The organism is Rathayibacter sp. AY1D2, from assembly GCF_002932695.1.
In the GTDB taxonomy this organism is placed as follows: Bacteria; Actinomycetota; Actinomycetes; order Actinomycetales; family Microbacteriaceae; genus Rathayibacter.
The window spans coordinates 1-19830 of record NZ_PSVX01000015.1; the positions used below are offsets into that span (position 1 = coordinate 1).

The following is a 19830-nucleotide window of genomic DNA, read 5'->3' on the forward strand; positions in this document are numbered from 1 at the left end:
TCGCGGTGGAGCGCATCGCGCGGGAGCAGGGCGTGATCGCCACGGTCGGCCGGCTCGAGACCTTCCCGGGCGCGGTCGTGGTGGCGGGGTCCGTGGTGGTGCCGGTCATACGCGTGCCGCCCCGTAGACCTCGTAGGCCCCCGCGACTCCGCCGCCCACCGGGACGGAGGCGCCCGCGCGGCGCAGCACCGCCTCCAGCGCCGCCAGGGTGGTCAGCACCGCGTCCGTCCGGGCGTTGTAGCCCATCGTGCCGATGCGCCAGACCTTCCCGTGCAGCGGCCCGAAGGACGTGCCGATCTCGATGCCGAAGTCGGCGAGCATCTCCCCGCGCACCGCATCACCGTTCACGCCCTGCGGGATGCGCACCGCGACGACGTTCGTCATCTTGTGCCCGACGTCGCCGAACACCTCGAGATCGAGGCCGCGGACTCCGGCGAGCATCGCCGACCCGTGCAGCGCGTGGCGGGCGACCGTCTCGTCCAGGCCCTCCTCGACGACGATGCGGGCGCACTCGCGCGCGCCGTAGAGCATCGTGGTCGCCTCGGTGTGGTGGTTGAGGCGGCGCGGCCCCCAGTAGTCGAAGATCATCCCGAGGTCGAAGTAGTTGGAGCGGACGCGGCGGGCGCTGACAGTGTCGCCCTCGTCGCGGATCCCCGCCTCGATGCTCCTGCGCGACTCGATCACCGCGACGGCCTTCTCCGAGAAGGTGACGGGAGCCGATCCGGACGGGCCACCCAGGCACTTCTGGAGCCCCGCGGTGACCGCGTCGAGCCCGAGCTCGTCGGTCGCGAAGGCGTTGCCCGCGAGGGAGGCGGTGACGTCGGTGTAGAAGAGGGCGCCGTGCTTCTCGCAGAGGGCGCCGAGCTCTTCCAGCGGCTGCGCCATGGTGGTCGACGTGTCGCCGTGGACCACGGCCAGCATCTTCGGCTTCACCCGGGCCAGGGCCTCGGCGATCGCCGAGACGGGGAAGACCTGCCCCCACTCGGCCTCGATCACGTGCACCTCCGCGCCGCAGCGCTCCGCGATCTCCCGGAGGAGGTGCCCGAACCGCCCGAAGACCGGCACGAGCACGCGGTCGCCCGGCTCCAGCATCGAGACCAGCGCCGCCTCGATGCCCGCACGGCTCGTGCCGTCGACGAGCATCGTCTTCTCGTTGCGGGTGCGGAACACCTGCCGGTACAGCTCCTGCGTCTCCGTCATCGTCGCCGTCATGAACGGGTCGTACTGCCCGACCAGCTGCGCCGACATCGCACGCAGGACGCGCGGATCCGCGTTGATCGGGCCCGGCCCCATCAGCAGGCGCGGCGGCGGATCGACGGGGAGGAACGGTGCGGGCGCGGTCATGGGCCACCTCTTCACGAGCGGGAGAGAAACAGTCGTTTCACCCGGAGAGCCTATGCGACGGACGTTTCGCCGGTGTTTCGCGGTGTGCGGCGGGTCACCCGGGAGGTCCGCGGGACACTGGTCGGCATGAGGACAGCGCCGCACCGAACGGTCACTGGCCGGTAACCGAGGACCAGATCGTCGCTCTCGTCTGGGCGCCGATCGCGATCGTCTTCGGAGCGGTGTTCATCGGCCGGCGCGAGTGGATCTCCGCGCGGGCCCGTGACCAGCTGCGCAGGCGGGGGCAGAGGGTCGGGCCGAGAACGCAGTCGCCCGTCGTGATGGCCGCGGGAGGCGCCCTCTTCGTCGTCGTCGGCGTCGTCGTGATCCTGCTCACGCTGACGTCGGTCCTCCGCGGACCCTCCTGAGCCGTGTCGGGGTCTCGGCACCCCTCCGGCGGCGCAGCGCTCCTCCACAGGGGCGGCTCAGGGTCTGATTCTCCTGATCGGACGCCTCTGCGGCCCGGGTGTCGGTGGTCGCTGATTCAATACAGGTATGGCGGATCGGATGCGGCAGGGAGTCGAGGAGGTCCGCGCCCTCGGCGACCGTGCGGCGCTGCTCGCCCGGTCCGCGGCTCCGCTCCACCTCGCCTCCGCCGAGGCGCTGCACGAGGCGTACAGGGCTGCGCTCCGCCGCCCCGAGGCGTTCGCTCGCGGCGGGTCACCCAGCGAGTCGCGCGACCTCGTGGAGCGCTCGGTGCGGGCCGAGCTCGCCGTAGCGCTGGCCGTGTCCGAGCGCGTGGCCGCCCGGGAGCTCGAGCACGCCCGCCTGCTGGTCGAGCACCTCCCGTGCACGCGCGCCGCGCTGGCCGAGGCGCGGCTGCGCTGGGAGGCGGGGCAGATCATCTGCGGAGTCGCCGCGACCCTGCCGCCGGCCTCCCTCCGGGAGTTCGACGAGCGCGCTGCGGGACTCGCCGCCTCGATGACGCCGACCCAGCTGCGGGGACGCCTCGTCCGACTGCGCGACGAACTGCACGACGTGCCCCTCGCCGATCGCCACGCTCGCGCCCGGGAGGACCGGGCCGTCTGGGTCTCACCCGAGCAGGACGGCATGGCCACGCTCTGCGCGACCCTCCCCGCTCCGGCCGCGATGGGCGCGCTCGCGCGGCTCGACCGGATCGCCCGCACCCTCCGCGACGGGAACGGCGACAGGACGGGCGGCGGGAGCGGTCCGGCGCAGGAGCGCACGCTCGCGCAGCTGCGGGCCGACGCGCTCGTCGACCTGCTCTGCGACGGCGACGTGTCCGGTACGGCGCCAGGCGACGAGAGGCCGCGGACGTCTGCTCGCGGCATCCGGGCCGAGGTGCGTCTGACCGTGGCCGCGAGCACCGCGGCCGGGCAGGACGAGACGCCGGCAGAACTGGACGGCTACGGCCTCGTCCCGGCCGGCGTCGCGCGCGAGCTCCTCGGACCCTGCTCGGCCGTCACCCCGGTGCTCATCCACCCGGGGTCGGGTGCCGTCGTCTCGGTCGGCAGGACGCACCGCCTCCCTCCCCCGCGGATGCGCCTCGCACTCCAGCTGCGCGACCGGACCTGCCGCTTTCCCGGCTGCACCCGGCCGGCGGCGACGGCCGAGGCCGACCACACGCTGGAGTGGCGCCACGGAGGCGACACCGCACTCCACAACCTGGCGTCGCTCTGCGTCGGCCACCACCACGTCCGCCACGGGGACCGCTGGACCTACACGCTCCACCCCGACGGTTCGGCCGACTGGACCACTCCCACCGGCCGCCGCGTGGTCACCCGTCCCCCCGATCCGCCCGCGCCACCGCGGCCACCGCGCAGGCCGAGCTTCAGCGATGCGCCGCCGCCGTTCTGACCGCGGGACATGCTGCGCTCCTGCGGGCGCGGGATGCCCCCCACCCGCACTCGGAGCGCGCCCTCAGAGCGCGCCGGCCAGCTCCAGGAGCGCGAGGTCCGATCCGCGTGGCCCGACCAGGCAGAGCCCCACCGGAGCACCGTCGACGCTCAGCCGCGGCACCGACAGCGCCGGATACCCGCCGATCCCCGCGACGCAGGTCAGGCCGAGCGTCGCCGACCGTGCCGCGTCGATCGTCTCGACCGACGCGTCGAGGGTCGGCGCGACCGACGACGCCGACGGCAGGAGCAGCACCCGCCCGTCGAGCGCGCCGTCGAGCGCCTGCCGGAAACCCGCGACCCGCGCCCGCGCGGCCGTCTCCTCCTGCTCGTCGACGAGCGAGGCCGCGTCGAAGCGCGCCTGCACGTCTGCCGCCAGCACTCCCGGATGCGCCGCGACCCACGAGCCGCTCGACCGCCACGCCTCCGCGGCCTGCACCAGCCGGAACGCCTCGAGCATCTCCGCCACGGCCGGCAGCGCCACCTCGTCGGCGCTCAGCCCCTCGACGGCCGATCGGAACGCCGCGCGGACGGCCGCGTCCACCCCGCCCAGCAGTGCCGGCGCCACCGCGAGACTCCGCACCGGCGGGCCGGACGGCAGGCAGACCTCGGCCACCCGCCTCAGCGTGCCGAGGTCCCGCGTCAGCCACCCGACGGTGTCGAAGCTCGGCGCCAGCGGCAGCAGCCCCTCGACGGGCACTGCACCGTGGGTCGTCCTCAGCCCCCACAGGCCCTGGTAGGAGGCGGGTACCCGAATCGATCCCGCGGTGTCGGTCGCCAGCCCGACGGCTGCCTGCCCGAGCGACACGGCGGTCGCCGGTCCGCTCGACGATCCGCCCGGGATCGCTCCGGGCACGGCCGGATTGGGCGGCGTCCCGTAGCCGGAGTTCCGGCCGGCGATGCTGTAGGCGAACTCATCGGTCTGAGCGATCCCGCGCACCGACGCTCCCGCTGCGAGCAGCTGCGCGACGGCCGGAGCGGTCGCCGCCTCGATCGGCGCGGAGGCGAGGCGGGCCGGCACTCCCGCGCCGATCCGCTGGCCCTCGATCGCGAAGAGGTCCTTGACTGCGACGTCCAGTCCGTCGAGGGTCCCGGAGCCGGCGGCCGGCACGAGCGGCGCGCCGACGGCCCGCCAGACGCGGGGGTCCAGCGCGGGCGAGGGCGCCTGCACCTGCGCAGCGCGCACCCGCCAGGTCCCGCCCTCGCGCGACCACAGCTGCGTGACGAGCCCGCGCCCGCCACGGGCCGGAGCGTTCACGCTCACCACGAGCGCCGTGCCCGCATCGACCGCCCTGACGTGCAGCTCCACCAGCTCCCGCACAGGTGCCCCGCCGCGACGACCCCGGAAGCCGGTGATCACCGCGTGGCCGACGAGCAGCCCGGAGGCGTCGCCCCGGAGCGTCGTCGGCGCGTCCACGAACGCGTCGGCGAGCGCCGCGACGTCGTCCGCCCCGAGCGCCGCCTCGTACGCCAGGACCGCGTCCACCAGCCCGTCCGGCAGGTCGCCCTCGAGCGTCGTCACCCGCGGGTCAGTCATCGAAGTCGGCCGTCCGGACGCGGGCGTGCACGCCCTTCACCAGGTCGACGACCTGCGAGATGTCGAAGTCGGTCGCCGCGCTGAGGTAGGCGTAGGCGTGAGCCGGGTCCATCCCGTAGCGGGCCGCCAGCAGCGCGATGGCCGCGCGGACGCAGTTCTGCACGGCGACGTCCAGGTCCTCGTCCATCCCGGTGGGCACGAGGAACTCGCCGGTCTCCCCCATCGGCCCGAGCAGCTCCCCGAACGCCGCGATCGCCTCGGCGCGCGGGACGACCTCCAGGCGCACCCGGACGCGCAGGCTCGCCTCCATCGCCGTCAGCGCCACCTCGCCGTCGCCCTGCGCGAAGTGGGGATCGCCGACGTACGCGAGCGCGCCCGGGACCTGCACGGGAAGGTAGAGGCTGGTTCCGGCGGTCAGCAGTGCGATGTCGATGTTGCCCCCGTGCGCACCGGGCGGCACGGAGTGCGGGCGCTCCTCCCCTGCGACGGCGACGCCCATGATCCCGAGGAACGGCCGGAGCGGGAACCGGGCTGCCCGCTCTCCTCCCGGCACCAGCGGGATCACGCCGCGGAGACCGCCCTGCGCGTCCTCGTCGACGCGCGCGAAGACGCTGAACGGCCCCTCCTGCAGCGGGTACTCGCCCGGCAGCGCCCCGCGGCCGTGCCGGTTCGAGACGACTCCGTACGGCACGCGCGGCTCGGCCTCGAGGAGGGTCATCCGGAGCAGGTCCCCCGGCAGCGCTCCCCGGACGGCGATCGGCCCCGTGACCACGTGCGGCCCGTCCGTCTCGCCGTCGCGGAACGGCCCGTCCGCGGCGAGCGCGACCGCGTCGCGCAGCACCCCCTCCGGAGCGACTCCGTGGCGGCCGAAGAAGGCGACCGGATCGCGGCCCTGATCCTCCAGCACGCCCTCGTGGCTGAGCGTGTCGATGACGACCTCGGCCCCCGAGTCGACGGTGAGCACGGGCGCGTCCGCCGCGCACGGCAGGCGCCCCCACAGCACCGAACCCGGCTCGGCCGGCAGGTAGTCGACCCCCGGCGGCACTCCCTCACCGGGCTGCACCGCCCACTCCGTCCACCGCATGCGCGTCCGCCTCCCGCGCGGCCCGTCCGCGCCGTCCGACCCTAACCGCGCCGTGTTTCGAGCATATGCACGCGTGTGCCACGATTCTCCAGACCCGCCCCCGACGACAGGACTCCCGTGTTCCGACGCCTGCGCACCCGCTCCGAGGGCGCGACCCTCGGCCTGATGCTCGCCCTCACCTTCTCGACCGGCATCATCGACGCCGTCGGGTACCTCGGGCTCGACCGCGTCTTCGCCGGCAACATGACCGGCAACGTCGTCATCCTCGGCATGGCCCTCTCCGGCGCGGCCGACCTGCCCGTGGTCGGCCCCCTGATCGCGCTGGGCGCCTTCATGATCGGCGCCGTGATCGGCGGCCGGGTGCTCCGCCCGGTGAAGAAGGGCTGGACCTCGCGCTCGACCTGGCTCTTCGCGGTGGTCGGCATCCTGCTCGGCGTCCTGGCGATCGTGCTCGCGGTCGTGCCCGAGCACCCCGAGCCACTCGCCTTCACCGTCACCGGCGTGCTGGGCGGGGCGATGGGCCTCCAGGCCGCGACCGCCCGCCACCTCGCCGTCAAGGACGTCACGACGGTCGTCGTGACCTCGACGATTACCGGCCTCGCCGCGGACTCCCGCCTGGCGGGTGGTTCCGGTCAGCCGTGGTTCCGCCGCGCGGCGGCGATCGTCCTGATCGCCGCGGGTGCCGGAGTCGGCGCGCTCGCCCTGCTGGTCGGACTCTGGCTCGGCCTGGCGATCGCCGCGGTCATCACGCTCGTCGCGACGCTGCTGGGCGAGCTCGTCGTCCACTCCCGGTACGCTCCGGCGCCCGCCGACGCCGCCGCCTGAGGCGGCGCCCACCGGCGCGTCAGCGCGGCAGTTGCTGGCAGTGCGGGCAGAGGTGCGAGGAGCGGTTCATGAACGGCACCCGCACGATCGCCGCGCCGCACCGGGCGCACGGCTTCCCCGTCTGCCCGTAGGCGTGCAGGCTGTGCGAGAAGTAGCCGGAGGCGCCGTTCACGTTCACGTACTGCGCATCGAAGCTGGTGCCGCCCTCGGCCAGCGCCCGTTCGAGCACCGAGCGCACCTCGGCGAAGAGGCGGCGGATGCGCGCCTCGCCGAGCGACGAGCTCGGCCGCTCCGGGTGCAGCTCCGCCGCCCACAGCGACTCGTCCGCGTAGATGTTCCCGATGCCGCTCACGAGCGTCTGGTCGAGCAGCGCCCGCTTGATCCCGCTGCTCCTCCTCGCCAGCGACGCGACGACCGAGCCCAGGTCGAAGGAGGGGTCGAGCGGATCGCGGGCGATGTGCGCGACCTGCGAGGGCACGGCGCGCAGCCAGCCGCCTCCGCGGACCTCCTCGCCCGCGTAGCCGCCCGGCGCTCCGTCCGGGGTCGGCACCAGAGCGTCGACCGCCATCGAGCCGAAGATCCGCTGGTCGACGAAGTGCAGGGCGAGCTCGCCGTGCTCGGGGTGCTCGATCCCGATCCGGATGCGCGCCAGCCGCGGCAGCGCCGCATCCGCCGTGCGCAGCAGCACCTGGCCGCTCATGCCGAGGTGCACGAGCAGCGCCTCGTCGCGGCCCGCGGGCAGCCAGAGGAACTTCCCGCGCCGCACCGCCGCTTCGAGCCGGCGCCCGACGAGCAGGCGCTCGAAGGTCCCGTGCGGATGCACGTGCCGCTTCAGCGAGCGCTCGTCGACGATCTCGACGCCGGTCACCAGGGAGCCGGTGACCGCGGGAGCGAGACCCGCCCGCACCACCTCGACCTCGGGCAGCTCGGGCACGGTCAGTCCGAGACCGTTGGAGCGACGGGTGCGCCGGGGGCCGCCAGACGCGTCCACGCGTCGAGCGCGGCGGCCATCTCGGCCGCCTTCTTGCTCGTCCCCTCGCCGCGGGCGGTGACGAGTCCGCCGACGATCACGGTGGCGACGAACACCTTGTTGTGGTCGGGGCCGGTGGCGGCGATCTCGTAGCGCGGGGCCGGCGCACCGCGCTGGGCGGCCGCCTCCTGCAGGCTCGTCTTCGGGTCCATCGAGACGCCGAAGCGGAGCGGATCGGCCCGCAGAGGGGCGATCAGGCGCAGCACCAGGTCGCGGGCCGCGTCGGGACCGGTGCCCAGGTAGACGGCGCCGATGATGGCCTCGACCGTGTCGGCGAGGATCGACGCCTTGTCGCGGCCGCCGGTCAGCTCCTCGCCGCGTCCGAGGCGGAGGAACTCGCCCAGGCCGATGCCGCGGGCGATCTCGGCGAGCGCGACGGTCGAGACGAGGCTCGCCCGGCGTTTGGCCAGGTCGCCCTCGCTGAGGGCGGGGTACTCGGTGTAGAGCATGACGGTCACGGCCTGCCCGAGGATCGAGTCGCCGAGGAACTCGAGGCGCTCGTTGTGCGGGATGCCGCCGTGCTCGAAAGCGAACGACCGGTGCGTCAGGGCGAGCTCGAAGAGCTCACCGTCGAGGCTCACGCCGAGCGTGGCCTCCAGACGCGACCGGTCGTCGCTGGAGGGTCGTGCGGAGGTCTGGTTCACCATGGACCGCGGTCCGTTCGTCGAGAGGCGGTGCGCCCCGCGCCGTGCGGACGAGGAGCGGGATCAGACGTCGGCGACCTTGCGGCCCTTGTACTCGAGGAACAGCGCGGTGCCCGCGGAGTCCTCGACGACCTTGGCGCGGTGGGGAAGGCTGTAGACGACCTTGCCGTTCTCGATGGTCTTGACGAGGGTGGGGACCTCGGCCTTCCACTGCGAACGACGGGCGTGGGTGTTCGCGCGGGACTTCTTCCTCTTGGGAACAGCCATGATTCTCTCTTCTCTACCTCTAGTCGGATTCGGTGCGGGCGGTCGCGCCCTCACCGCTGTCTGCGGAAGCTCTGTCGGTGGAAGCTCCGGGCGCTGCGGCCCCGCCGTCCTCCTCGCTCAACCCTGCGAGCGCGGCCCACCGGGAGTCGCGCGGCGCCTCGGGTTCGGGCGTGGAGGAATCGGCCAGCCGCTCCCCCGTGACGGGGTCGAGGCCCGGACAGTCCGGCCGGCAGACCGGCTGGAACGGCAGCGACAGAACCACCGCATCCCTGACCAGAGGTTCAAGATCCACGTGGTCGTCGTGAACCTCATAGTCGAAAGCTTCGTCAGAAGAGTACGCGAAAAGTTCCTGGAACTCGACATCGACAGGCAGGGAGATGTCGGTCAGGCACCGGCTGCACTCGCCGTCGGCCCTCGCCGACACCTCGACACTGGCCAGAATCCCCTCGTGCACGGACTCGAGCCGGACGTCGAGATCGACGGCCGATCCCTTGCGGACCGCGACGATCCCCTCGCCGAACTGCTCCGGCGCCTCGAGCTCGAGGCGGTGCTCGCGCATCTCGCCCGGTCGCCTCACGAGGTCGCGCACGTTCACGGTGAACGGCGTCTTCTTGAAAGTAGTCACGAGGGTCCAGCCTACCCCTCCCGGCCCCCTCCGGGGCCGGAGGGGCCGGGAGGAGCCGGGAGGGGCGGAGTCCGGGCTCAGGCGCCGCCGGCCTCCAGCGTCACGTCGATCGGCGCGTAGTCGGCACCGCTCGTGTCCACTCCCTCGTCGGCGAGCTCCGCGAGCGCCTTCTCGATGTACTCGTTCGAGTAGGCGGTGGCGGGCGGGTCCGCGCTGATGATCGTCGCGCCCGTCTCGTTCTCCGTCTCCTTCGCGATGTCGACCGTCTGCTGCCACGCGGCCTCGTCGATCATCCCGACGCCGCTCGTCGAGGGCCAGATCAGCTTGTTGACCTCGTTGGTCATCCAGAGCTGGTGGCTGGTGCCGAGCGTGGATCCGGCCGCGGTGACGATGTCGGCCGCCGCCTGCGGGTCGTCCTTCGCGAAGATCCAGCCCTTGATCGAGGCCTTGATGAAGGCGACCGTCTGCTCGGCGTACGCGTCGTCGTCGGCGAGCCTGCCCGCGTCCGCCCAGATCGCGTCCTGGAGCATCGCGGTCCCGATGTCGTTCCAGCTGATGACGTTCAGGTCGTCCGGCCGGTACAGCTCGCCTGTGGCGGGGTTCACGGTCTCGAGGACCTGGGCGTACTCGTTGTAGGTCATCGCCTGGGCCGCGTCGATGTCGCCTGCGAGGAAGCCGTTCATGTCGAACTGCTGCTGGACCAGCGAGATGTCGTCGAGGGAGACGCCGTCCTTCTGCATGCCGGCGAACAGCTCCCACTCGTTGCCGTAGCCCCAGCTGCCCACGCTCTTCCCGGCCAGGTCGGCCGGCGAGGTGATCCCCTTGTCCTTGAAGGAGATCTGCGTGGTGGCGCTGCGCTCGAAGATCTGCGCGACGTCGGTGATCCCGGCCCCCTGCTCGATCGAGCCGAGGACCTTGGGCACCCAGGAGATCGCGTAGTCCGCGTCGCCCGAGGCGAGCACGTCCTGGGGGACGATGTCGCCGCCTCCCTCGGCGATCGTCACGTCGAGGCCCTCGTCCTCGTAGTAGCCCTGGTCGAGCGCGGCGTAGTACCCGGCGAACTGCGCCTGGGCCACCCACTGCAGCTGCAGGGTGACCGGCGTGAGGCCGCCGGAGCCGGAGTCCGACCCCGGGTCGGAGCCGCCGGAGGCGCTGCAGCCGGTGAGCGCGAGGCCCACGGCCGCGAAGGCGGCGGTCGTCGTCAGGGTGATGCGGGTGCGTCTGGTCACGGGTCCTCCTGGTGCGGTCTGCGGGGTCGCCGGTGCGGCGCGCCCCGTGGTGCGGCGGTGCAGGTGGTGCTGTGGTGCAGGTGGCGCTGATGATGCGGGCGGTGCGGATGGTGCGTCGGGTGGAGTCGGGAATCGGGAGTCGGGAATCGGGAGGATCGAGAAGGGTGCGGGGACGCGCGGCGCCGCGCTCAGCGCAGCCGGCTGCGGCGCAGCGCGAACGCCTCGAGCGCGGCCGTCACGCAGTAGAACGCGAGGCCGACGAGCACGGCGCCCAGGACGTAGGCGTAGGCGAGCGCGTAGTCGCTGCCCGAGGCCGCCGTCGTGATCGACTTGCCGAGCCCGCCCACGGGTCCGCCGAAGTACTCGGCGACCAGCGCCGAGATCACCGCGAGCGAAGAGGCGATGCGGAGCCCCGTGAAGACGTAGGGCACCGCTCCCGGCAGCGTGATCGTGCGGGCGGTCTGCCAGGGGGTCGCCGCGTAGGCCTTCAGCAGGTCGCGGTGCACCGGAGCGGCCTGCCGCAGCCCGCGCAGCGTCGTCACGTACACCGGCACGAACACGGCGAGCGCCGCGACGAGCTGCCTCGCGGTCTCGGCGTTCGCTCCGAACATCGTGTAGAGCACCGGAGCGAGGGCGACGATCGGCACGACGGCGGCCGCGGCCACGATCGGCGCGACCAGTCCGTCGAAGACCCGCGCGAGCGCCGAGAGTCCGGCGACCACGACCGCCAGCACTGCGCCGACCAGCAGGCCGACCAGCGCGTTGCGGCCGGTCACCGCGCTGCCCTCGGCGACGGAGCCGAGGTTCGTGGCGAACTCCTGTCCGATCGCCAGCGGCGACGGGAGCACGAACGGCTGGATCGCCAGAGCGGTGACCCCGGCCTGCCAGAGCAGGACCGCGGCGATCCCGAGCACGAGCGGCGCGAGCACGCTGCGCGCCAGCGCCGTCGTGCTCACCGGTTCTCCACTCCGCGCGGCACGGCGGCGGGATCGCCGTGCAGCAGCTCGCGCACGGCGCTCACGTCGCGGAAGAACGCCGTGTCCTCCCTGACCGCCGCGTCGCGCTCGGATGCTCCGGGGAGTCCGACCGGGAGGACGTCGCGGATCCTTCCCGGCCGCGGCGACATCACCACGACGCGGTCCGAGAGGAACACCGCCTCCGGGATCGAGTGGGTGACGAAGACGACGGCGGCGCCGGTCTCGCGCCGGATCCGCAGCAGCTCCGTCTGCATCCGCTCGCGGGTCATCTCGTCGAGCGCCCCGAACGGCTCGTCCATGAGGAGCAGGCGCGGGCTCTCGGCGAGCGCCCGCGCGATGGCGACGCGCTGCTGCATCCCGCCGGAGAGCTGGTCCGGGTAGGAGTCGGCGAAGTCGCCGAGCCCGACCAGCGCCAGCAGCTCGTCGACGCGCGAGCGCCGGGCGGTCGCGGCGACGCCGTGCAGCTCCAGCGGCAGGGCGATGTTCGCCCGGATCGTGCGCCACGGCAGGAGGCCCGCCTGCTGGAACGCGATCCCGTAGTCCTGGTCGAGCCTCGCCTTCCGGGCCGTCTTGCCGAACACGGCGATCGAGCCGGAGTCCGGCTCGTCGAGGTCGGCGATCAGCCGCAGCAGCGTCGACTTGCCGCAGCCGGACGGGCCGATCAGCGAGACGAACTCCCCCGCGGCCACCTCGAGCGAGACGTCCTGGAGCGCCGTGACGCTCGCGGCGCGAGCGGTGGTGAAGGTCCTCGTGACCGAGTCGACGACGACCGCGGATCCTGCAGTGCTCATGCGGGCTGCTCCCCTCGGCGGTACGGACGGAGGAGGGTGCCGAGCAGGGCGACGGCGCCGGCGGCCGCGAGGCCCACCAGCACAGCCCCGAGGATCGGCGCCCAGGGCTTGGCGGGGTCGCCTCCGGCAGCGGAGGCGAACTCGATGATCATGCGGCCGATCCCGCCGCGCAGGCCGATCGAGACCTCGGCGACGATCGTGCCGACGACGGCGCTGACCGCTCCGAGCCGGAGGGCCGGCAGCAGGTAGGGCACGCTCGCCGGGAGCCTCAGGCGCACCAGCGTCTTCCACCAGCCGACGCCGTACACGTGCATCAGCTCGACCTGGTGGGCCGTCGGCGAGCCGAGCCCGCGGAGCGCCCCGATCGAGACGGGGAAGAACGCGAGGTAGGAGGCGATCAGTGACACCGACATCCAGTTCTCCCAGGTCACCGGTCCGAGCTCGAGCTGCGACCCCCAGCGCCGCACCAGTGGGGCGATCGCGATCAGGGGCACCGTCTGGCTCAGCACGATCCAGGGCAGCACCGCCGACTCCGCCGTGCGGAACCGCTGCATCAGGAGAGCCAGGAGCAGCCCCACGACGGTGCCGACGACCCAGCCGACCGCGGCGATCCCGAGCGAGAAGGCACTCGCCCCCAGGACGGCCGACCAGAGCGCCGGGGCGTTCCGCGCTCCGGTGACCGGCTCGCCGAGCCGGGCCGCGATCTCCCAGAGGTGGGGCATCGCGATGGCGCTCGTGCGCGGGAGCACCGTGACTCCTCCGACGACCACCCCGGCCTCGGGCCCGAGCGCCTTCCAGCCCTCCCACACGAGCGCGAGCAGGAGGAGCCCGCCGGCGCCGAGCACGAGCCCGCGCGCGAGGGCCGGTCTCATGCGCGGGCCACGATGTGCTCGCGCAGCTCCGGGATGACTCGCTCGCCGTACACGCGCAGCGTCTCCTCCTTGTTGTCGTGCTGGAGGTAGCCCGCGAACTGCGTCACGCCGATGTCGGCGAGCGCCCGGAGCTTCTCGATGTGCTCGTCCGCCGTGCCCAGCACGCAGAAGCGCTCCACGATCTCGTCCGGCACGAAGGCGGTGTGGCTGTTGCCCGCGCGGCCGTGCTCGTTGTAGTCGTAGCCCTCGCGCCCGGCGATGTAGTCCGTCAGCGCCTGCGGCACCGCTCCGGAGGCGCCGTAGCGGCTCACGATGTCGGCCACGTGGTTGCCGACCATCCCGCCGAACCAGCGGCACTGGTCGCGCATGTGCTCCCGGTCGGTGCCGATGTACATCGGCGCCGCGACGCAGAACTGCAGCGACCCGGGATCCCGGCCGGCGTTCGCCGCCGCCTCCTTGACGGCGCCGATCATCCAGCGCGCGATGTCCACGTCGGCCAGCTGCAGGATGAAGCCGTCGCCGACCTCGCCCGCGAGCTTCAGGGCGAGCGGGCCGTAGGCGGCCACCCACATCTCCAGGGACGAGCCCCGGCTCCACGGGAACTGCAGCGTCTGGCCGTTGTACTCGACCGGACGGCTGTTGGCGAGCTCGCGGATGACGTGGATCGACTCCCGCAGCGTCTTGAGCGTCGTCGGAGCTCCTCCGGTCACTCTCACCGCGGAGTCGCCGCGGCCGATCCCGCACACCGTGCGGTTCCCGTACATCTCGTTGAGCGTCGCGTGCAGCGAGGCGATGACCGTCCAGTCACGCGTGGCGGGGTTGGTGACCATCGGGCCGACCGTGATCCGGTGCGTCCTCTCGAGGATCTGCGAGTAGATCACGTAGGGCTCCTGCCAGAGCAGGTGCGAGTCGAAGGTCCACGCGTAGTCGAAGCCGTGCGTCTCCGCGAGGACGGCGAGCGCGACGGTGCGCGAGGCGGGCGGGTTGGTCTGGAGGACGACTCCGAAGTCCATGGGGTTCCTTCTGCTCGATCAGGTGCTGGCTCGGATCGGGTGCCGGCTCAGATCAGGTACTGGCTCAGACCGCGCGGGATGTACGCCCCGTCGCCCTTCGTGCCGACGTAGGAGCCGTCGTCGACGACGACCCTGCCGCGGGAGATCACCGTGTCGACGTGGCCGTCGATCTCGAAGCCCTCCCAGGCCGAGTAGTCCATGTTCATGTGGTGGCTTCGGCCCTCGCCGATCCCGATCGAGGTGTGCCCGCTCGGGTCGTAGACGACGACGTCGCCGTCGGCCCCGGGCTGGATGACGCCCTTCCTCCCGTACATCCCGAACATCCGCGCCGGGGTGGTCGAGGTGAGCTCGACCCAGCGCGGCAGGGAGATCTGCCCCGACACCACGCCCTGGTACATCAGGTCCATCCGGTGCTCCACCGAGCCGATGCCGTTGGGGATCTTCGAGAAGTCGCCGATCCCCATGTCCTTCTGGCCCTTCATGCAGAAGGGGCAGTGGTCGGTCGAGACCATCTGGATGTCGTTGGTGCGCAGCGACTGCCACATGTGGTGCTGATGCCCCTCCGCCTTCGAGCGCAGCGGCGTGGAGCACACCCACTTCGCGCCCTCGAAGCCCGGCGCGCCGAGCTGCTCCTCGAGCGAGAGGTAGAGGTACTGCGGGCAGGTCTCCCCGAAGACGTTCATGCCGCGGTCGCGGGCCTGGGCGATCTGCTCCACCGCCTGCTTCGCGGAGACGTGCACCACGTACAGCGGCGCGCCGGTGAGGTCGGCGATCATGATCGCCCGGTGCGTCGCCTCCTCCTCCGCCTGCCAGGGGCGAGAGGTGCCGTGGAAGTACGGCGCGGTGTTCCCGGCGGCGAGGGTCTGCTTCACCAGTTCGTCGATGAGGGCGCCGTTCTCGGCGTGCATCATCATCATCGCGCCGTTCTCCGCGCCCTTCTGGAACGCCCGGAGGATCTGCCCGTCGTCCGAGAGGAACACGCCCTTGTAGGCCATGAACAGCTTGAAGCTGGTCACCCCCTCGCGCATCAGCTCGTCCATCGCGACGAGCGAGGAGTCCTGCACGTCCGAGAGGATCTGGTGGAAGCCGTAGTCGATCGCGCAGTTGCCGGCCGCCTTCTCCTGCCACGCCTGGAACCGGTCGACGACGCTCTCGCCCGGGTACTGCACTACGAAGTCGACGATCGACGTCGTGCCGCCCCAGGCCGCGGCGCGCGTGCCGGTCTCGAAGGTGTCCGAGGCAGAGGTGCCGCCGAACGGCATCTCCATGTGCGTGTGCGCGTCGATCCCGCCCGGGATGACGTACTTGCCGCGCGCGTCGATCACCCGGTCGACGTGGGCCGCCAGGTCGAAGCCCAGCAGCGTGGAGCCGGGGGCGAGGACGGCGGCGATGGTCTCGCCGTCGATCAGGACGTCTGCGGCTCCGGTGCCGGTCGCGTTGACGACCGTTCCGCCGGTGATGAGGGTCTTCATCGGTCTTCCCCGTCTCGGTCTGCGTTCACGGCTTCGGGATGCTGGTGTACGACTCCGGCCGGCGGTCCCGGTAGAACTGCCAGTCGTCGCGCATCTCCTGCACCATGTCCATCTCGAGGTCGCGGATCAGGATCTCCTCGGCCTCGCCCGAGCCCCGCTCCCCGACGAACTCCCCCCGCGGATCGATGATCTGGCTGGTGCCGTAGAAGTCGACCGCGAGGTCGCCGTACTCGTTGTCCTCCCGGCCGACGCGGTTGGGCTGCAGCACGAAGTAGCCGTTCGCCACCGCGGCCGCCGGGCCCTCGACCTCCCAGAGGCGGTTCGACAGGCCGGGCTTGGTGGCGTTGGGGTTGAAGACGAGGTGGGCGCCGTTCAGGCCCAGCTCCCGCCAGCCCTCCGGGAAGTGGCGGTCGTAGCAGATGTGGACGCCGACCTTGCCGACCGCGGTGTCGAAGACCGGGAAGCCGAGGTTCCCGGGCCGGAAGTAGAACTTCTCCCAGAAGCGGTCCAGGTGCGGGATGTGGTGCTTGCGGTACTTGCCGAGGATCGTCCCGTCGGCGTCGACCACGACCGCGGTGTTGTAGTAGACGCCGGTCTGCTCCTCCTCGTAGATCGGGAGGATCATCACCACGCCCAGCTCCTTCGCGAGGGCCGCGAAGCGCTGCACGATCGGCCCGTCGGCGGGCTCGGCGTAGCGGTAGTACTTCTTGTCCTGGGTGATGCCGAAGTACGGGCCGTAGAACAGCTCCTGGAAGCAGACGATCTGCGCGCCGTCGGCTGCGGCGTCCCGGGCCATCCGCTCGTGCTTGTCGAGCATCGACTCCTTGTCGCCGGTCCAGGTCGTCTGGGTGATCGCTGCGCGGACGATGGTCATCGGTACCTCCATGCTCGGGCGTCCCTGTCCGGCTCCGGTCGTGCTCCGCCGGGCGGTGCGGAGCCGGGGACGTGGACCCACTGTGGTCCCCGCCGGGCCCGAAGGCAATGACGGACCGTCCGGCTCCGGGGACAGGGCTTCATCGTCGGGGTTCGACGTTTCCCCGGTGTTTCCGGCGCGGATCCGCAGCATTAAGGCTCGCCGGGGGAGGAATCCGTCGGTGCCGCTAGCGTGGGCGGATGCGCATCACGATCCTGGCCGGAGGCGTCGGCGGCGCCCGCTTCACCTCGGCGGTCCGCGAGCACCTCCGCGACCTCGAGGCCGCCGGCGGCGAGGCGAGCGAGATCACCGTCGTCGTCAACACCGGCGACGACATGTGGCTCACCGGCCTCAAGGTCTGCCCCGACCTCGACTCGATCACCTACGCGCTCGGCGGAGTGAACGACACGGAGCGCGGCTGGGGGCGGGCCGGCGAGAGCGAGCGGGTCTCGGCCGAGCTCACCGCCTTCGGCGTCGGCTGGCCGTGGTTCACCCTGGGCGACCTCGACCTCGGCACCCACATCGCCCGCAGCTCGATGCTGCGCGACGGCCTCACCCTCTCGGAGGCGACCGCGCGGATCACCGCCCGCTGGCCGCTGGGGGTCCGCCTGCTGCCGATGTCGGACCAGGACGTCGAGACCCACGTCGAGGTCGACCTTCCCGGCGAGGGCGTGCGGCTCCTCCACTTCGAGGAGTGGTGGGTGCGGCTTCGGGCGTCAGCGCCCGCGCGCCGCTTCGTCCAGCAGGGGGTGGAGAGCGCCCGCCCCGCCCCGGGCGTGCTGGAGGCGATCGCCGACACCGACGCGGTGCTCGTCGCCCCCTCCAATCCCGTCGTCTCGATCGGCACGATCCTCGGAGTGCCCGGGATCGCGGACGCCCTCCGCCGGACCTCCGCACCCGTCGTGGGCGTCTCCCCCGTCATCGGAGGCGCGGTGGTGCGCGGCATGGCCGACGCCTGCCTCGCCGCGATCGGCGTCGAGACCTCCGCCGAGGCCGTCGGCCGGCACTACGGAGCCCGGAGCGGGGGCGGCCTCCTCGACGCCTGGCTCGTCGGCGAGGAGGACGCGGACGCGGTCCCGGCGCTCGAGTCGGCGGGGCTCCGCGCCCGCTCCGTGCCGCTCTGGCTGACCGGCCGGGACGCCTCCGTGCGGCTCGCCGCCGACGCTCTCGCCGCCGCGAGGGGCTGAGCGGAGCCTCCTCCCGGGGCCGCGGACCGCGTGTCGCAGCGCGGATGCGGTCACGCCTCCCACGGGGCGCCCCGTTCCCTTGTACGGTCGGAGGCGGACGAACTCCCCGATTCACCCCCGCACCGGACCCGGAATCCCTCGGTCGCGCCCCCGACCGCGTCCTCACCACGTCTCCGAGCCCTGCGGAACCGCGTGCCGTCCCGTCAGGAGGAAACCATGGAGCCCAGCTCGAGGATCAGCACCGAGCGGATCGAGCCCGACATCGTGGTGATCCGCCCCGTCGGCCGGCTCGACCTGTCCACGGCGTGGGAGCTCGAAGCGGTCCTCCAGCGCGCGCTCGAGGCGGGAGAGGTCCGCGTGGTCGTCGACCTGGCGGCCGTCGAGTTCCTCGACTCGTCCGGGCTCGGCGTCCTCGTCGCCGGACTCAAGGAGGCGCGGAAGGCGGGCGGCGAGCTGCGCGTGGCCGCCGCCGGCGAGCAGCCCGCCATGGTGCTCGGCCTGTCCAACCTCGACCGCCTGCTCGGGAGCGCCGAGACCGTCGAGGAGGCCTACCGTGCCTGAGCGCTCCTTCGTCGTGCGCACGCCGCCCGAGGACGGCGTCACCGCCGTCCACGAGGCGCTCGAGGAGCTGTGGCTCGAGGAGCCGGGCGTCGCGCCGGTCGACCGGATGTCGTTCGAGACCGCGCTGGTCGAGCTGACCTCGAACATCGTCCAGCACGCCCGGTCGTACCGGCACATCATCTGCCTGGTCGAGATCCGCGTCGACGCGACCGAGCTGCGCGCCTCGCTCAACGACTCCGCCGAGGAGGCGCCCGCCGAGGTCGCCGACCCCCGCGACATGCCGGACGAGTGGGACGAGGCAGGCCGCGGGATCCCGTTCATCCACGCCCTCGTCACCGAGTTCTCCTACCGCCGTGTCGACGGGCAGAACCTTTGGGCACTCGCCCGGACCCGCACGTGAGCGAGCCGACCGAGCGCGCCCGCCTCGCCGCGATCGCCGAGCTCGGGATCGGCCTGAGCACCCCCCAGGAGCGCTTCGACAGGATCACCCGCATCGCCCGCCGGCTCCTGCGCGTCCCCCTCGCCGAGATCAACATCCTCGAGGAGTCGACGCAGTTCACGAAGTCGCCCCAGCGCTCGGCGCGGGCGAGCAGGATGCTGCGCGCCGACTCGATGTGCGACGTCACGGTCCAGCAGGGCGACATCCTCGTCGTCGAGGACGCCACCGCCGATCCGCGGTTCGCCGACCGCGGAGTCGTCACCGGATCCCCTCACGTGCGCTTCTACGCGGGCCGCCCGCTCGTCGTCGGGGACGGCCTCCGCGTCGGCACGATCTGCATCATCGACAGCGAGGTGCGCGGCTTCTCGGAGGAGGAGCGCGAGATCCTCGAGGACCTCGGCCGGTGGGCCGAGCGGGAGCTGCGCGAGATCGCCTTCTCCGGACGCGCGAGCGAGACGCAGGAGCGGCTCCGGCCCCAGCGCCTCGACCTCGGCGAGTGGAGCCTCGACTCGCTGACCACGCCGCTGCACGACGTCGCCGGCGACTACACGGCGTGGCGCCGCAGCGGGGACGACCTCTCCCTCGAGCTGGTCGACGTGATGGGCAAGGGGGTCTCGGCGGCGATCGTCGCCTCCGCGATCCGCTCCGCGTTCCAGGCGCGGCCGGAGCTCCCTCCCGCGGCAGCCGTCGAGGCCGTCAACCGCCAGCTCCTGCCCGACCTGACCGCGACCGGGATGTTCGCGACCGCGCTGATCGCCCGGGTCGACCTCGCGAGCGGCGCCGTCGCGTTCGTGGACAGCGGCCACGGCCTCACCCTCCTGCTGCGCGCCGACGGCACCTCGGAGCGGCTCGCCTCCACCGGCGTCCCGCTCGGCATCGCCGCCGACGTCTCCTGGGAGGAGGAGCAGCGCGTGCTCGCCCCCGGCGACGCGCTCTTCTCCTGCAGCGACGGCCTGCTCGACGTCCTCGGCGGGCGCCTCGACGCGCTCGACCGTCTCGCCGAGCTGGTGCGGAGCAACGACGACCCCGCTCTCTTCGAGCGTCTGCACGCTCTCGCAGACGACGCGCACGACGATGTGACAGCGTTGGTGCTGCGGCGCTCCGCAGCGCCCGCCCCCTCCTGAT

20 protein-coding genes are annotated in these 19830 nt (G+C 72.7%); 6 read left to right on the forward strand and 14 right to left on the reverse strand.

Going from position 1 to position 19830, the window contains the following annotated elements:
* Positions 1-105: 105 nt before the first annotated feature.
* Entirely contained in the window at positions 106-1344 is a 1239-nt protein-coding gene (locus tag C5D04_RS05560; protein WP_258065136.1) for an alanine--glyoxylate aminotransferase family protein, read from the reverse strand.
* A 534-nt stretch (positions 1345-1878) separates the two neighbouring features.
* On the opposite strand from C5D04_RS05560, the gene C5D04_RS05570 reads away from it, so the two are divergent.
* Complete coding sequence (locus C5D04_RS05570; RefSeq protein WP_104257914.1) at positions 1879-3201, forward strand: HNH endonuclease signature motif containing protein; 1323 nt, start codon at positions 1879-1881, stop codon at positions 3199-3201.
* A gap of 63 nt (positions 3202-3264) precedes the next feature.
* Here the strand turns inward: C5D04_RS05570 and C5D04_RS05575 are convergent, their stop codons facing one another.
* A complete protein-coding gene (locus tag C5D04_RS05575) occupies positions 3265-4776 on the reverse strand; it encodes an AtzH-like domain-containing protein (protein ID WP_104325834.1) in 1512 nt (503 codons plus the stop codon).
* The gene (locus tag C5D04_RS05580) at positions 4769-5860 is read right to left on the reverse strand and encodes an acetamidase/formamidase family protein (protein ID WP_104325835.1); all 1092 of its coding nucleotides are present in this window, start codon (positions 5858-5860) and stop codon (positions 4769-4771) included. Before C5D04_RS05580 ends, C5D04_RS05575 begins: the two co-directional genes overlap by 8 nt.
* Before the next feature lie 117 nt (positions 5861-5977).
* On the opposite strand from C5D04_RS05580, the gene C5D04_RS05585 reads away from it, so the two are divergent.
* Positions 5978-6685, forward strand: a complete 708-nt coding sequence (locus tag C5D04_RS05585) for a YoaK family protein (protein ID WP_308470741.1) — start codon at positions 5978-5980, stop codon at positions 6683-6685.
* 19 nt (positions 6686-6704) lie between these two features.
* Here the strand turns inward: C5D04_RS05585 and mutM are convergent, their stop codons facing one another.
* From mutM to C5D04_RS05640, 11 genes are all read right to left on the reverse strand, one after another.
* On the reverse strand, positions 6705-7619 hold the full coding sequence (gene mutM, locus C5D04_RS05590) for a bifunctional DNA-formamidopyrimidine glycosylase/DNA-(apurinic or apyrimidinic site) lyase (protein ID WP_104283536.1): 915 nt from the start codon (positions 7617-7619) through the stop codon (positions 6705-6707).
* Positions 7620-7621: 2 nt separating this feature from the next.
* Positions 7622-8362: a ribonuclease III gene (rnc, locus tag C5D04_RS05595; protein WP_104325836.1), complete on the reverse strand. Its 741-nt coding sequence runs from the start codon at positions 8360-8362 to the stop codon at positions 7622-7624.
* A gap of 60 nt (positions 8363-8422) precedes the next feature.
* On the reverse strand, positions 8423-8626 hold the full coding sequence (gene rpmF / locus C5D04_RS05600; protein WP_104223482.1) for a 50S ribosomal protein L32: 204 nt from the start codon (positions 8624-8626) through the stop codon (positions 8423-8425).
* A gap of 19 nt (positions 8627-8645) precedes the next feature.
* Complete coding sequence (locus C5D04_RS05605; RefSeq protein WP_104247536.1) at positions 8646-9185, reverse strand: DUF177 domain-containing protein; 540 nt, start codon at positions 9183-9185, stop codon at positions 8646-8648.
* Between the two features lie 143 nt (positions 9186-9328).
* Positions 9329-10480, reverse strand: coding sequence for an ABC transporter substrate-binding protein (locus C5D04_RS05610; RefSeq protein ID WP_258068845.1), 1152 nt, complete (start codon positions 10478-10480; stop codon positions 9329-9331).
* A gap of 188 nt (positions 10481-10668) precedes the next feature.
* Entirely contained in the window at positions 10669-11436 is a 768-nt protein-coding gene (locus tag C5D04_RS05615) for an ABC transporter permease (RefSeq protein WP_104295900.1), read from the reverse strand.
* Positions 11433-12248 carry an ABC transporter ATP-binding protein gene (locus tag C5D04_RS05620; protein ID WP_104347379.1) on the reverse strand — a complete coding sequence of 272 codons (816 nt, stop codon included), beginning with the start codon at positions 12246-12248 and terminating at the stop codon, positions 11433-11435. Before C5D04_RS05620 ends, C5D04_RS05615 begins: the two co-directional genes overlap by 4 nt.
* Positions 12245-13120: an ABC transporter permease gene (locus C5D04_RS05625; protein ID WP_104234204.1), complete on the reverse strand. Its 876-nt coding sequence runs from the start codon at positions 13118-13120 to the stop codon at positions 12245-12247. Before C5D04_RS05625 ends, C5D04_RS05620 begins: the two co-directional genes overlap by 4 nt.
* On the reverse strand, positions 13117-14133 hold the full coding sequence (locus C5D04_RS05630; RefSeq protein ID WP_104234203.1) for a TIGR03842 family LLM class F420-dependent oxidoreductase: 1017 nt from the start codon (positions 14131-14133) through the stop codon (positions 13117-13119). Before C5D04_RS05630 ends, C5D04_RS05625 begins: the two co-directional genes overlap by 4 nt.
* A 47-nt stretch (positions 14134-14180) precedes the next feature.
* On the reverse strand, positions 14181-15605 hold the full coding sequence (gene hydA / locus C5D04_RS05635) for a dihydropyrimidinase (RefSeq protein ID WP_104223477.1): 1425 nt from the start codon (positions 15603-15605) through the stop codon (positions 14181-14183).
* 25 nt (positions 15606-15630) lie between these two features.
* Positions 15631-16479, reverse strand: a complete 849-nt coding sequence (locus C5D04_RS05640) for a nitrilase-related carbon-nitrogen hydrolase (RefSeq protein WP_104223476.1) — start codon at positions 16477-16479, stop codon at positions 15631-15633.
* A 239-nt stretch (positions 16480-16718) separates the two neighbouring features.
* Between C5D04_RS05640 and cofD the strand changes: the two genes are divergently transcribed.
* The 4 genes from cofD (at position 16719) to C5D04_RS05660 (ending at position 19829) form a co-directional block, all read left to right on the forward strand.
* Entirely contained in the window at positions 16719-17705 is a 987-nt protein-coding gene (gene cofD / locus C5D04_RS05645; protein WP_104234201.1) for a 2-phospho-L-lactate transferase, read from the forward strand.
* Between the two features lie 216 nt (positions 17706-17921).
* Positions 17922-18266: an STAS domain-containing protein gene (locus C5D04_RS05650; protein ID WP_104223474.1), complete on the forward strand. Its 345-nt coding sequence runs from the start codon at positions 17922-17924 to the stop codon at positions 18264-18266.
* The gene (locus tag C5D04_RS05655) at positions 18259-18666 is read left to right on the forward strand and encodes an ATP-binding protein (RefSeq protein WP_104223473.1); all 408 of its coding nucleotides are present in this window, start codon (positions 18259-18261) and stop codon (positions 18664-18666) included. The genes C5D04_RS05650 and C5D04_RS05655 overlap by 8 nt, the downstream gene beginning before the upstream one ends.
* Positions 18663-19829 carry a PP2C family protein-serine/threonine phosphatase gene (locus C5D04_RS05660; RefSeq protein ID WP_181137674.1) on the forward strand — a complete coding sequence of 389 codons (1167 nt, stop codon included), beginning with the start codon at positions 18663-18665 and terminating at the stop codon, positions 19827-19829. The genes C5D04_RS05655 and C5D04_RS05660 overlap by 4 nt, the downstream gene beginning before the upstream one ends.
* Position 19830: the final 1 nt, after the last annotated feature.